General features: G+C 41.5%; 15 protein-coding genes. 8 read left to right on the forward strand and 7 right to left on the reverse strand.

The window, feature by feature from the left end; translation table 11 throughout:
* A partial coding sequence (locus L1D55_RS26190) for a type II toxin-antitoxin system RelE/ParE family toxin (protein ID WP_239919407.1) occupies positions 1-203 on the forward strand: 203 nt, incomplete at its 5' end.
* A 754-nt stretch (positions 204-957) separates the two neighbouring features.
* Here the strand turns inward: L1D55_RS26190 and L1D55_RS26195 are convergent.
* On the reverse strand, positions 958-1,104 hold the full coding sequence (locus L1D55_RS26195; protein WP_157939582.1) for a hypothetical protein: 147 nt from the start codon (positions 1,102-1,104) through the stop codon (positions 958-960).
* A 220-nt stretch (positions 1,105-1,324) separates the two neighbouring features.
* On the opposite strand from L1D55_RS26195, the gene L1D55_RS26200 reads away from it, so the two are divergent.
* Positions 1,325-1,606: a hypothetical protein gene (locus tag L1D55_RS26200; RefSeq protein WP_239919408.1), complete on the forward strand. Its 282-nt coding sequence runs from the start codon at positions 1,325-1,327 to the stop codon at positions 1,604-1,606.
* A gap of 260 nt (positions 1,607-1,866) precedes the next feature.
* Here L1D55_RS26200 and L1D55_RS26205 read toward each other — a convergent pair whose 3' ends face one another.
* Both L1D55_RS26205 and L1D55_RS26210 read right to left on the reverse strand, forming a co-directional pair.
* A complete protein-coding gene (locus tag L1D55_RS26205) occupies positions 1,867-2,151 on the reverse strand; it encodes a type II toxin-antitoxin system RelE/ParE family toxin (RefSeq protein ID WP_239919409.1) in 285 nt (94 codons plus the stop codon).
* Positions 2,144-2,386 carry a type II toxin-antitoxin system ParD family antitoxin gene (locus L1D55_RS26210; RefSeq protein WP_239919411.1) on the reverse strand — a complete coding sequence of 81 codons (243 nt, stop codon included), beginning with the start codon at positions 2,384-2,386 and terminating at the stop codon, positions 2,144-2,146. Before L1D55_RS26210 ends, L1D55_RS26205 begins: the two co-directional genes overlap by 8 nt.
* A gap of 977 nt (positions 2,387-3,363) precedes the next feature.
* Between L1D55_RS26210 and L1D55_RS26215 the strand changes: the two genes are divergently transcribed.
* The 3 genes from L1D55_RS26215 to L1D55_RS26225 are packed head-to-tail and all read left to right on the forward strand — an operon-like array spanning position 3,364 to position 5,145.
* Positions 3,364-3,609, forward strand: coding sequence for a hypothetical protein (locus L1D55_RS26215; protein ID WP_016786354.1), 246 nt, complete (start codon positions 3,364-3,366; stop codon positions 3,607-3,609).
* The gene (locus tag L1D55_RS26220; protein ID WP_239919412.1) at positions 3,602-4,498 is read left to right on the forward strand and encodes a site-specific integrase; all 897 of its coding nucleotides are present in this window, start codon (positions 3,602-3,604) and stop codon (positions 4,496-4,498) included. Before L1D55_RS26215 ends, L1D55_RS26220 begins: the two co-directional genes overlap by 8 nt.
* Positions 4,495-5,145 (forward strand): hypothetical protein, encoded by a 651-nt coding sequence (locus L1D55_RS26225; protein ID WP_239919413.1) that lies wholly within the window; start codon positions 4,495-4,497, stop codon positions 5,143-5,145. The genes L1D55_RS26220 and L1D55_RS26225 overlap by 4 nt, the downstream gene beginning before the upstream one ends.
* A gap of 56 nt (positions 5,146-5,201) precedes the next feature.
* Here L1D55_RS26225 and L1D55_RS27760 read toward each other — a convergent pair whose 3' ends face one another.
* Entirely contained in the window at positions 5,202-6,110 is a 909-nt protein-coding gene (locus L1D55_RS27760; protein WP_239919414.1) for a replication initiation protein, read from the reverse strand.
* A 1,035-nt stretch (positions 6,111-7,145) separates the two neighbouring features.
* Here L1D55_RS27760 and L1D55_RS26235 point away from each other — a divergent pair.
* Together L1D55_RS26235 and L1D55_RS26240 are read left to right on the forward strand one after the other, a co-directional pair.
* The gene (locus L1D55_RS26235) at positions 7,146-7,385 is read left to right on the forward strand and encodes a CopG family ribbon-helix-helix protein (protein ID WP_239919415.1); all 240 of its coding nucleotides are present in this window, start codon (positions 7,146-7,148) and stop codon (positions 7,383-7,385) included.
* Positions 7,375-7,659: a type II toxin-antitoxin system RelE/ParE family toxin gene (locus L1D55_RS26240; RefSeq protein ID WP_239919416.1), complete on the forward strand. Its 285-nt coding sequence runs from the start codon at positions 7,375-7,377 to the stop codon at positions 7,657-7,659. Before L1D55_RS26235 ends, L1D55_RS26240 begins: the two co-directional genes overlap by 11 nt.
* 297 nt (positions 7,660-7,956) lie before the next feature.
* Here L1D55_RS26240 and L1D55_RS26245 read toward each other — a convergent pair whose 3' ends face one another.
* The 3 genes from L1D55_RS26245 to L1D55_RS26255 all read right to left on the reverse strand — a co-directional run bounded on the left by L1D55_RS26245 (position 7,957) and on the right by L1D55_RS26255 (position 10,313).
* Positions 7,957-8,253 carry a hypothetical protein gene (locus L1D55_RS26245; protein ID WP_239919417.1) on the reverse strand — a complete coding sequence of 99 codons (297 nt, stop codon included), beginning with the start codon at positions 8,251-8,253 and terminating at the stop codon, positions 7,957-7,959.
* A 319-nt stretch (positions 8,254-8,572) separates the two neighbouring features.
* The gene (locus L1D55_RS26250; RefSeq protein ID WP_239919418.1) at positions 8,573-9,994 is read right to left on the reverse strand and encodes a relaxase/mobilization nuclease domain-containing protein; all 1,422 of its coding nucleotides are present in this window, start codon (positions 9,992-9,994) and stop codon (positions 8,573-8,575) included.
* Positions 9,984-10,313, reverse strand: a complete 330-nt coding sequence (locus L1D55_RS26255) for a MobC family plasmid mobilization relaxosome protein (RefSeq protein ID WP_239919419.1) — start codon at positions 10,311-10,313, stop codon at positions 9,984-9,986. Before L1D55_RS26255 ends, L1D55_RS26250 begins: the two co-directional genes overlap by 11 nt.
* Positions 10,314-11,414: 1,101 nt before the next feature.
* Between L1D55_RS26255 and L1D55_RS26260 the strand changes: the two genes are divergently transcribed.
* On the forward strand, positions 11,415-11,696 hold the full coding sequence (locus tag L1D55_RS26260) for a hypothetical protein (protein WP_239919420.1): 282 nt from the start codon (positions 11,415-11,417) through the stop codon (positions 11,694-11,696).
* The last annotated feature ends 746 nt before the right edge of the window (positions 11,697-12,442 follow it).

Raw genomic sequence — 12,442 nt, forward strand, 5'->3', positions numbered from 1 at the left:
CACGTGAGTTTGTTCAAGAAGTCTATGATTTAACAAATCTTCTAAAAACCAATCCTGCTATGGGTCGTTCTGGCCGAGTCTTTGGAACAAGAGAACTTGTCCTAAATAAGTTTCCCTACCTAATACCTTATCGAGTCAAAAATAATTGCATTGAGATTTTAAGAATATTCCCTACTCGCATGTCTCAACCCGAATTTTGGTAAGGATAGTTTGACGTCAACAACGAAAAACGCCTCCAAAGTAAAAAAGKCATTTTTTAACAACGTCATCAATAGACAATCAGAACATTAAGATTCTGTCACCCTGGCTAAGGTTATCTGCGTAACGAAAGACGGCTCCCGATTGGGAGCCGTTCTTACTTTAATTCCTTACCCAATCACAGTCTTCATCCGTAGGCTTCTCAAAGCAATTTTCTAAAATCAGGTCTAATTTTTTAGAGGCTAATGCAGAGCAATAATGCTCACTAAGAGATTCAAATGCGGCATCTTCTGAACTACGTCCCGTATCATTCTTAGAGCCCCACTGTTCAAAAGACCATTAAGATTCTGTCACCCTGGCTAAGGTTATCTGCGTAACGAAAGACGGCTCCCGATTGGGAGCCGTTCTTACTTTAATTCCTTACCCAATCACAGTCTTCATCCGTAGGCTTCTCAAAGCAATTTTCTAAAATCAGGTCTAATTTTTTAGAGGCTAATGCAGAGCAATAATGCTCACTAAGAGATTCAAATGCGGCATCTTCTGAACTACGTCCCGTATCATTCTTAGAGCCCCACTGTTCAAAAGACCTTTTTTACAAGCTCAATGTCTTGCTGTAGTTCCTGAGCACTCTTCCAAATATCAGTTAGAACTTCACCCTTTGTATCAACCATAATTTGCACCCTAATGATTTTTCAAAAGCGAAGTATATGATGAATTTGAGGTGTTCATTGTTCCTGTTATGGTAAATCAGACTACTAACTAGATATCCGATGTACTTGATGGCTCTTCATTACCATGAGTTTTATCCAGAAACACTTGGTAAATCTCTTCATCTATAATCTGTTTTTGCTCTGGGGTGCATTTTAGGTACTGTGCAAAGATAAGCCCTACTAGATCATCATCCATTTTCACTCCATTGGGCCAACAATTTACGCCCCATAATGAACTAATTTCATAATAGGCTAGTACAAACCCAGCAAATAGAAAAGTGATATAAGACATCTAAAAAATGGTGTTTATTATTCCTATTATGCAAAGAAAACTAGAATATAAAAACTCCATATTTTAATTACTTAGTACTACATTTAAATCAGATAGTTATTCATTCTTAACGGGTAAGTGAAATATGCGTATTTGTTTTTATATTTTTTCCCTATTTTTTTCCTCTCTATCATTTGCCGGTTTCACTCCCCTGCATGATAAGAAAGCTGAAGGCATAGCTCTTGACGCCTTAGAGGTTCATTTAAACGAAGAAGGATTGAAAAAAGAGGATGCAGAAACAGCTCTCGCATATATAGACGGAAGAACTAAGGTTTTTTTCTTTCTAATACGTGAGCATGGGGAAGATGGGGAAGAACTGTATAGAGTAAACTGCATCAAGGATAAATGCCGATTTAAGTATAATTAATCTACCGAGACAGATAAATCTAGGTGTTCATTATTTCTATTATGTTAAACGGGCGAGTTAGCTACCAAAAACGCGCCTCAGAACCCCTCAAACGCTCTTAGCGAAGATTTTGGACACTTGATCAAGGCGATATGCTTCCATAACGCCTTGTAAGTTTGTGACGCTTTCAGAGCGATTTACATAGCAAAATCTAGCGTGTTCATTTGAAACAAAAAACGCCCTCTAAAGGGCGTTTTTTAAATTTATCGCTCGTTCTACTTTTAAAGATGCAACATAGGATTCATCTGCTGATGCAAAATGCGGATAACAAAAATATCAAGCTCTCGAACTCGATAAAAAATAGCGTGATGTTGATGATCATGCCGGCGAATGCCAGGGCGAAGATCAGAACAATCTCGACCGATGAAAGGGGCTTCAGATACCGTTTGAAGACACGACTCCATTTCCTCGGTGTAACTGTCCGCCTGTTCTTCACCAAAATTTAAGAAAGTATATTCGTAGATATCCCCAAAATCATCAGCTGCTTTTTGGGAGAGTTTATACATGCAATTGTGCCTTTCTCATTGCAGCCACATCTTTCAAGGACAACGAACTCTCACCACTTGCTTCCCCCTCATCCAAAGCTTTACGCAACAAGTTTTGCTGATTTTCTTGCTGCTCGAGTAAACGTAATGCGCTTCTCATTACTTCACTCGTAGAGCCATAACGACCTGTTGCGATCATTCTTTCGATAAAAAAATCAAGAGATTCTCCGATTGTGACGCTTGTTGTTCTTGCCATAAAATCACCATGTGTTAATTATTCACACAACTAGTATACCTCTTTATTTTCTCTTTTTCGCTAATTGCTTATCACACCATGCCATGAGCTGTTCGGCTTTCAATGTTATTACCCCTAGAGCCAACATACCCAAGATGTAACCCCATCCCAAAACATGTCCCCAACTCGGTACGTTGTCACTCACCACAACGAAAACAGCACAAAATGATAATGCTGTAAAAATAACTCTGACAAACATCTAAAACCTCAAAATCAAACTCATCGTCTTAAACCATAACACCCATATTTAATTTCCAAACTTTCATCCGTGTACCAGGCAAAATCCGCCTAAGCGGTTTTGCTTGGTGCACGGATGCGACAAGCGTAGCGCGTCAGCCTTTCATGGGGCGATGCCCCATACCCCCATCAAATTCACTCAGCGTCCCTCTCTGTTTGCTCGCTACGCATTGCAAAATTGAGAGGGACACTTCGCAAATTTCGCGAAACTATTCGCGCTATGTAGAAATTGAAATTTCCACATAGCGCGAATATTTAAAATGTTTCATTACAATTAACGCAACAAAAAGAACGCAACATTCATAAGCAACTAAAAGTTATTGCCGAAGAATCGTGAAAGTGTCACTATGGTTTAAACCATAGCCCACTGCTGCTTATGCAGGAACCTGACCTAGATAACCTTTTGGTTTGGTCTGCGAGAATCAAATCTGCGCTTAGCCTGAGAGCTGAAAACTGATTTTGTCTCAGGGGAGTACGACCTAGTTATAATCGTATGCGGTGGCCAAATTGTTGAACCATCGATGCCTCTCAAAGTAGCGAAAACAATAACTCAACAACGCATTTCACTGGCGGATAGTGATCGGTTTTAGGTGTGAACAGTCAGCCCGTTTTTACGTTAAAAAACGAAGTGGCGAACGGCACTGCCGTCTAGATGTTTTACGAAATTATCTAGCTAGTTCTTACGCAAACATCGAGAATTTATGAGCTTTGATCCCATCGCAGCGACCGAAGCTGCCAAGCAGACCCGCGCTTTACGCAAAGGAAAAAACTACAAAAAACGCACTTCAAAACTCGAACCTTTCCGTAATGAGATCGCAAAGATGTATACGAGTGGTGCGTCCTTAGAACTGATTGCTCTGCACCTCCAAACTCAGCACAAACAATATGCAGCTCGCAGTACCATTCTCCGCTATCTCCATTCCATTGGAGTGACACGTAATGGCTAGAGGACACTTTGCTCAATCAGAGAAACAAGCCGCGTCTGTTATTAAAGAAATGCAGGGCAAAGGCAATATCATCGAATCTGTGGGAACGGCTAGGAATTATCAGCAAGCACTCAAAACTTGCTGCGATTATCTAAAAGAGTTCAAGATTGGTTCTCTTAGAGACATAACACCAGACAAAGCCAACACCTATTTAGAATTGCGCTCTCACGAATGTTCACAAAAGACAATCGACATGGATCGTCAAGCGCTCCAAGCCATGATGGAACATGTGACACACCAACTTTCAGAAAAGACCAAACTCGATATCGTGTCATCTAAACGTGAAACGATTGAACAATCTCGGTCCTATACACCACAGCAAGTTAACGCGATCACTCAACACCAAACCGAGCACCACGCACTCTCAACAGAACTTTGTTATGCAGCTGGCCTACGCGCTCACGAGCTACACTCTTTGCGCCCTTCAGGTGAAGTGTCCCCAAGTCCAAGAGATGTGCATCAAGATAAATTCTCTCACCTCCCCAATGACACCCAAACCTATACCGTAGAAGGTAAAGGCGGTTTAATTCGTGAAGTGCAAATTCCCAACCATTTGGTTGAACGTTTAGAAGGACGTAAACTCGACAGCCCCCAACATATTGTTGATCGTGGCGTGAATTACGAATCGCACTACAACCTAGCCGGTGGCCATAAATTCTCTGATGCATTCAGCAAGGCAAGTTCTCGAGCTCTTGGCTACTCTAACGGAGCACACGGCCTACGTCACAGCTACGCACAAGACCGATACGAACAACTCGCGAATCACTTTGAACGACTCGATGTCATGACCATCATATCTCAAGAACTTGGGCATTTTCGTCCTGATATTACCGAGGTGTATTTACGATGATTTGGGGATTGTTGACCATAATCGTGATTGGCTTGCTCATACTCTTTGCCGCGCCCTATCTCAGCTTTTTAGCACCAGGCGACCACATTTGGCTTGTCGATACCACAATAAAAGAAGATCCAGTACTCCTAGCTATAGGTTCCGAGACCCTTTGGATTCAATGGCAATCATGGGTTTACATATTCTTGTTTAGCCTCATTACAGCGTTCATTTTAGGTTTAATTTACAACGGCATTCGCACATTCTCAGATGAATCGTTACTCGAAGCTAAGCAAGAATTAGCTAAAAAAACGAAAGAGCTCGAAAACATAAAGCGAGAATACCAAGCTCAAGTTGAGCAGGATGTCGTAAACAAACACGCCAAAGAAGCGAAACAACTCAACAAAAAAGAAAACGAGATCTACGCTATCAAGCAACAAACAGAGAACAAGGAAGTGGCGTTACAAAATCAAATAAGAATAGCCAATCACGCACACCGTCGACAAAACCAACAGACACAGAGTAAGTTAGGTCAAAGAGATCGGCTGAGCGCAGAGAAGAAAATAATGGCAGAGTTCTTAGATGAGATAGACTGGAAGTTCACGGATGGAACCAAAATTACGTATAACGCTCTAGCAAGATTAGCAAAAAAACATAGAGGCCATTGATCAGATAACGACCCTAAAAGGGCTGTTATCTGATAAGGCTTGTTTTAGTGCAACTTTTAAATCTTTCCTGACTGTTTCCAGTTGTAATAAGTTCTTCGGCTAATTCCAAGCTTTGACCAAGGTTCTTGTTGGTTTTCACTAGATTCACTAATAGGTCTACCACCGCCTTTTGAAGCTTTTCCGCCTTTCGCCCCTTTCTTAGCTTGGCTTTGACGGAACTTCTCAGGCGTAAACTCTCGATACGTCCAGTTAGCGATAGACTTCGCTATCGCTTTAACCTCAGAGACAGGAAGAGGCACTTTAAATTGAGCGTTAAGGGCTTCTACGTGATCGTAGACAGCCGAGTTCCAGTCACGCTTATAGTTGGGTGCCCAAAACTCTCTAATCGCCTTGTAGCTCCACTGACGAACTGAATCAAACAACTCACAATTACGACCAAGACCTGAGACTTCGCTACCAAGTAAAGGATGACCTTTTAAATCGAGATAGTCCGCCAGTTCATCTAGCGTGTATTCGTGATCAGTCCAAAATTCATTTTGCCAATGTGGGTGCAGTGGGTTTTTAGTGAGTAGCCCTGCAAAACCACGATCTGCTTTTAGACGTTCTATCATTGCTGACTCAATCGCAGCAGCGTAGCGAATCGGTTCGCTATGTGCGATGTCAGACGTACAGAAAGGCACTTTCAAGCGATACGCAATGTGTGCGTGTGCGTTCTCTGGGTTCTTTGAAGTCCAGTATGGCGTTGGTAGATCGCTGTCGTACCATGCCAATACACCGCCTTGACGGTCAATATCAAAGATCAGATAAGTGACCAACTTCGGTTGGTTCACTTGCAGATACTTCTTCTTAATCGCTGTGTTTTTGGGGCGTATGTGAGTGACACCGAGTTCATCGGTGCAATACGGCTTATGAGGAAGAGTCTCGATTAGATCGAGTTGAAGTGCGTTTGATTGTTCAGCTTTCACACATAACTGCGCTTATGGCGGTTATGTGTGGATTGTGTTTGTCTGTTCATGTGTTAAAATTGCCTCAAGCATTTATGCTGAGCCCTGAACTCTTACTCTTCCGCCAAGTTGAATGTGAGATTAAGGGCTTTGTTTTATCTGGCGTTTATCTTACTCCGCAATACCTTGCTTCGCAATTTCCCCTTTAGAGCTTTTGCTATCAGGCACAAAAAAGGCCGCTATCGCGACCTTTCAAAAATCATTGTTCTACCGAAACACTGTACTTCGCACAAAGTGCTGTTACGTTCAATTGATACATTTTCACCCACAAAAAAGTGAATAATTTGATTACCCTCCAAAATCAACTAGTTGCACACAGAAGGAGTTTTCCACTTACATTACTGCCTTTTCAAACTAGCGATTCACTATCTAGACTATTGTTAATCAACATTTATAAGGCCTACCGTATGAATGAATCAAATTACCCGACTCTGATGCATCTCGAAAACATAAATAGTCTAGAAAATTTACTCTTCGATAAAGACGCAGAAGGGCTCCACCTTTTTTGCAGCTTTAACTGTGAAGAACTGAAACCTGAAATAATAAATAAATTACAACATAGNACACAGAAGGAGTTTTCCACTTACATTACTGCCTTTTCAAACTAGCGATTCACTATCTAGACTATTGTTAATCAACATTTATAAGGCCTACCGTATGAATGAATCAAATTACCCGACTCTGATGCATCTCGAAAACATAAATAGTCTAGAAAATTTACTCTTCGATAAAGACGCAGAAGGGCTCCACCTTTTTTGCAGCTTTAACTGTGAAGAACTGAAACCTGAAATAATAAATAAATTACAACATAGTCAATTTAATTCGATTAGCTTTAATAACGCGAAAACCATTTACCCCAAATGAATTAAGGACACATGATTTTTTTGTAACTCTCAAACTCTAAGCCTCTAGATAAAATAGGTGTTCATTATTCCTGTTATGGTAAATGAGCACTTTGTATTACAATGTAATCAACGTAATACAAGGAGAATTACCATGCCATCTATGTCAGTCAGAATCCCCGAAGATATCGAACAAAAACTAACACTACTTGCAGAGTCAACGGGGCGAACAAAGTCATGGATTACTAACCAAGCAATTCAAGATTACCTAGTTCGTGAGCTTTGGCAGATCAACGAAATCAAAGATGCACTGCATGAAGCTGACTCAGGACAGTTTGCTARCAAGGACGATGTACAAGACACATTTTCTAAGTGGGGCGTAAATGCAGATTAAGTGGCTTAAAAAAGCCTTAATCAATTTAGAGCAGTCTGCAGAGTATTTACACGAACATAACCCACAGTCATCACGTGAGTTTGTTCAAGAAGTCTATGATTTAACAAATCTTCTAAAAACCAATCCTGCTATGGGTCGTTCTGGCCGAGTCTTTGGAACAAGAGAACTTGTCCTAAATAAGTTTCCCTACCTAATACCTTATCGAGTCAAAAATAATTGCATTGAGATTTTAAGAATATTCCCTACTCGCATGTCTCAACCCGAATTTTGGTAAGGATAGTTTGACGTCAACAACGAAAAACGCCTCCAAAGTAAAAAAGAATTGCGTACGAATAAGGTGCCTTTAATGAGAATTAAATCGTACTAATCATATGAGACGCAAGAATCAACGATAGAAGCCTGATTGAATCACGCTTAAGAGTGTCCGTTTAACGGTGGTCTATCGGACGCCTGTTTTTCTCAAATCAGAAAAAACGGCGGTTCCGGCATAGAACCCCATTAAGATTCTGTCACCCTGGCTAAGGTTATCTGCGTAACGAAAGACGGCTCCCGATTGGGAGCCGTTCTTACTTTAATTCCTTACCCAATCACAGTCTTCATCCGTAGGCTTCTCAAAGCAATTTTCTAAAATCAGGTCTAATTTTTTAGAGGCTAATGCAGAGCAATAATGCTCACTAAGAGATTCAAATGCGGCATCTTCTGAACTACGTCCCGTATCATTCTTAGAGCCCCACTGTTCAAAAGACTCTTCATTACCATGAGTTTTATCCAGAAACACTTGGTAAATCTCTTCATCTATAATCTGTTTTTGCTCTGGGGTGCATTTTAGGTACTGTGCAAAGATAAGCCCTACTAGATCATCATCCATTTTCACTCCATTGGGCCAACAATTTACGCCCCATAATGAACTAATTTCATAATAGGCTAGTACAAACCCAGCAAATAGAAAAGTGATATAAGACATCTAAAAAATGGTGTTTATTATTCCTATTATGGTAAATGCACGAGTTTACTATCATAAACGCCCATCAGAGCGCCTCAGAAGCGCCAGACAGACTTTATAAGCACTTACTACGCCCTACTAACCCACAAATGGGGCTGTAAGTTTGTGACGCTTTCAGAGCGATTTACAGGGCATAAAAAGCAACTTTGATTTCACCCTTAAAACACAACCAACGCGCCATTTCTTACAAACTCATTCCGCGATCACCTATCTCACGATCAAGACCTATCGATTGTTCTTGTTGTAACGCTTTTCCAACTGCTGGAGATGCGCGCTCAAGCTCTCGACTTGCCTGCTCAAGCTGCTGACTTGCTGACGGAGTTCGTTGTTCTCTTTCGAGGTAGTCTCGAACATTTGTACTAACCCGTTGTAAGACGTTACAAAGTCGTTGTGTTGTTTCTCGTGTTGAGTCTGCAATTGCTCGAATGCGTTCAATAATTGGGTTTCTAACTCGGTCATTTTCTAGTACCCCTCTGGTATGAACATCGGTCTGTCGTCGCTGTTTCTCGTCCAATTGCCACTGTCCTCGGCTGCTGCTATGCAGATCCGTTCTCCGCACAAGTTCAGGTGAATTTTCCCGCCTTTGGATTCCAGTACTTTCAGTGCCGATTGCTGATTGCTGATCTCTATTTGGTTCTGGGCGATGATTATTCCCTGCCACCAAATCACGCTCGAACAAGCGATCAAAACAAGCACTACGCTCAGCACTATCCAAAGCCAACTTTTCAAAACTAATGCGCTCATACGCTGGTTCTGGGCGCGAATGTCGCCTTTGATTTTCTGCTCGCTTGATCTCAACGCCTGTTCTATAAACGTCTCGTGCCTCTCGAATTCGCTCTTGAGACGTTGCTCTGTATCGTGCGCTTGCTGTTTCGATTTCTTCTCGAAGTCCTGCGCCAAACTTAAAATCTTGCTCATAAATCAGCCCTTTCAATCGAATGTTTCGACCGCCTTCTGGGTCGGATATGGAAATGCTTTTTTTGGTTTGTCTAACAACAGAAAAACCAACACCCTCGAGGGCGGTTACCAAATCTTGTCTATTTCTCAACTCTCCATTGCCAGCCATAGACAACAATCCATCAGTGATAGCTCTCGCAGCTTCATGCTTTGGCTTAGGCAAATTTCGAGGCGTGGTGAGCTCTCGTTTATTGATAGGATCATCAGGGTCATGGAGTTTTAAAATGGCATTCGTTGCAATCTTCCATGCGTTGATTCGAGGCTTATCAGCTTTTTCAAAATAGGGCTGTAACCTTTTGCCTGATAACAGTTCAACATTAGGCACAACAAAATTCAGCTCCAAGCGTCCCTTGTCTCGATGTTCAACCCAAAGACAAGAATATTGATCCGCATCGAGACCAGGTAACAATGCTTTCTCGAAACTCGACATGATTTTATCTTTGGTCGTCCGATCAAGGTCGGACTCTTCAAATGACAAAACGCCAGAGGTGTACTTCTTCGCGTAAGGACTGGAATCAATCAAATCTTGAATCGCATCAGGATCACCACGGTCTAAAGTGGCACCGTCACGAGCGCGGTCTTTTCCTAGTAAATAATCAACGGGTCCCGATCCTCTACCTGCGCCCCTAGCATGAAATTTAACTATCATCTTTCGCGTTCTCCATCCTCATTAGATTCAGTTCACGCTGAAGACTCGATAACGCAGCAATGATTTGAACGCGATCAACCGGCTTCCAATCTTGACTGTGAATAGCACGGGCAATTTGGTTTAAGTTATTGCCCATTCCAGAAAGCTGCCTTAACAAGGCCGGAGCGACATTAGGAACTTGATTCGCTCGGGGGACTTTTGCCCCTAAGCAATATTCACGCATCCATTCAGCAAGTCGAGGTTTTGGACTTCGCTCCATTAATGCTGAGTACTCATCATCGGTTGCTCTGATTTTGATTATCTTCTCTCGTTTATCCACGAAAAATTCTCCTAGCCTCTAAGGGAAGTTAGCTCGGAACGAGGTCACTTCTCGAAGTGGTTAACTGGGGTAAAGGGGGCGTTAGCGGCCCTTTCCAGCTCACAGAGAAACGAGCGTAGCGAGTGCACTCTGTGTATACTGGCTTAAAACAAAAGCGCGCGATTAGAATAGCATAAAAAGCGAGCTAAATAAGAATGGAAATAGATATACGGGGACAGTGCCAAAGATTGGCATTAAGTGGCTTTCCGCTTGCTCGGTGTTCGGACGCTTCGCTTACTCACACACTGCGCCTAGCGGTATCGACGAGAGAAGCAGGAATACACACGGGGCGCAAGAATCAGCCCTTTCGGCTGCGCCGACCCCTACCCATTTCGACTCAATTTTATGAGTGATTTGGGTATCTCTATGGTCGCTTTCAGATTGGGATTTGTCTCTTACCCTTTCGGGCTGCCCTGCGCTGTGAGTTAGGCTTTACGCCCCCATTCCGGTCTCACAACACTAATCATTTATTCCTTTCCCGCTTATCCCCTCTAGCAGCTACAAGGGGCGGATTTATCGAGCATTTGCTTAGTTCTGATTAGTGCCTTTACCATGCCACCTATGGAATATCCCTTGATCGGTGGCTGATGCGCGTCGCTCTGTCCAAAACATCTTGAATCCAAACAGAGTGCAGGAGTACTTGAAGTGCTTACGTGATATGGCTATCATGAAAGGACTTAACGAGGTCTCAATTCGTGTAAGTATTCCGAAATAAACCACCTTGCAGGGTGGTTTTTTCACATCTAGGGAAAGAGATTAATCCCAAAAGCGATTGATCTCAATGATCCTTTTAACCGGTCATGACTTTCCCCTACAAAAAAGCCTCCCCAATGGGAGACTTTTTTGTTTCTAAATCGAGGTGCAGATTAAGTGCCGTTATGGTAAATGATCGCTTTGTATTACAATGTAATCAGAGCTTCACTGCACGAAGCTAACTCAAAACTGTTGTCGAACAAGAACGATTTATTGGTTTGGAGGTCATTGCCAATGTAACCTTTCTTATTAGTTTTATTTCCAGAGTCACAAATGTGAAATGCTTTTTATTTGATATAAAGAGAGGTAATGATGAAAAAGTTGATACTGTTACTTTCATTTTTTTCTTTTTCAGTTGCATCGAATAACAACACTGAAGTTGTAATAACGCCATTGGTACCAACGGAATTAACTTCTCCAAAAGTGTCTGAAAGTGAAACTTTAGGTCACATTTGTAAAAGTGTGGTTTGTACATCACTCTCAAAAGAACAAACCATTCCTCACGTTGGTGACGTACCACCTCGAGAGGGAAATATCACCTTAAACGCAATCTCAGGACTAGCTTATATATTCTCTTCAGGTAACGGATAGAAAAATGTAGTTCTGATCCAGTCATTCTTGACACTACCCTAAGAGAAAACGGCTATTAAGCCTCTCAAAAATCAATGTTAATTATTCCTATTATATTCAATTGCGTGACTCCGTAATGAATAAATGCAGCCTTTCTAAGGCCGTTGTACGCATCTTTATGGAACGCATAAAGAAATACCAAAAGCAAGCTATACTAATAATGAACTTCCTTTTACATCATTAACCAATGGCGATTTTTCGCTTAGAAGAAAGAGTAACCCAAACTCTTTTCTTCATCTCGTCACCATCACAACTAATCATTGTGGTGTTTTTTTTTAAGAAAAAATCGCCACATTCATTTCATTTTCTCTTTGTTACATAACGAAGAATAACTCCCAATTGGGAGCCGTTCTTATGTCAGAGTTTGAGCTCTCATTAAGTGCCGTTACGTTCAATTGATACATTTTCACCCACAAAAAAGTGAATAATTTGATTACCCTCCAAAATCAACTAGTTGTACACAGAAGGAGTTTTCCACTTACATTACTGCCTTTTCAAACTAGCGATTCACTATCTAGACTATTGTTAATCAACATTTATAAGGCCTACCGTATGAATGAATCAAATTACCCGACTCTGATGCATCTCGAAAACATAAATAGTCTAGAAAATTTACTCTTCGATAAAGACGCAGAAGGGCTCCACCTTTTTTGCAGCTTTAACTGTGAAGAACTGAAACCTGAAATAATAAATAAATTACAACATAG

It is taken from the genome of Vibrio sp. Isolate22, assembly GCF_022398115.1.
Lineage (GTDB): Bacteria > Pseudomonadota > Gammaproteobacteria > Enterobacterales > Vibrionaceae > Vibrio.

What these genes read in the sequence shown, in the direction of transcription:
- L1D55_RS26195 (WP_157939582.1), bottom strand. Translation starts at nt 1,104, where the DNA reads ATGGATGATGATCTAGTAGGGCTTATCTTTGCACAGTACCTAAAATGC.
- L1D55_RS26200 (WP_239919408.1), top strand. Translation starts at nt 1,325, where the DNA reads ATGCGTATTTGTTTTTATATTTTTTCCCTATTTTTTTCCTCTCTATCA.
- L1D55_RS26205 (WP_239919409.1), bottom strand. Translation starts at nt 2,151, where the DNA reads ATGTATAAACTCTCCCAAAAAGCAGCTGATGATTTTGGGGATATCTAC.
- L1D55_RS26210 (WP_239919411.1), bottom strand. Translation starts at nt 2,386, where the DNA reads ATGGCAAGAACAACAAGCGTCACAATCGGAGAATCTCTTGATTTTTTT.
- L1D55_RS26215 (WP_016786354.1), top strand. Translation starts at nt 3,364, where the DNA reads ATGAGCTTTGATCCCATCGCAGCGACCGAAGCTGCCAAGCAGACCCGC.
- L1D55_RS26220 (WP_239919412.1), top strand. Translation starts at nt 3,602, where the DNA reads ATGGCTAGAGGACACTTTGCTCAATCAGAGAAACAAGCCGCGTCTGTT.
- L1D55_RS26225 (WP_239919413.1), top strand. Translation starts at nt 4,495, where the DNA reads ATGATTTGGGGATTGTTGACCATAATCGTGATTGGCTTGCTCATACTC.
- L1D55_RS26240 (WP_239919416.1), top strand. Translation starts at nt 7,375, where the DNA reads ATGCAGATTAAGTGGCTTAAAAAAGCCTTAATCAATTTAGAGCAGTCT.
- L1D55_RS26245 (WP_239919417.1), bottom strand. Translation starts at nt 8,253, where the DNA reads ATGGATGATGATCTAGTAGGGCTTATCTTTGCACAGTACCTAAAATGC.
- L1D55_RS26250 (WP_239919418.1), bottom strand. Translation starts at nt 9,994, where the DNA reads ATGATAGTTAAATTTCATGCTAGGGGCGCAGGTAGAGGATCGGGACCC.
- L1D55_RS26260 (WP_239919420.1), top strand. Translation starts at nt 11,415, where the DNA reads ATGATGAAAAAGTTGATACTGTTACTTTCATTTTTTTCTTTTTCAGTT.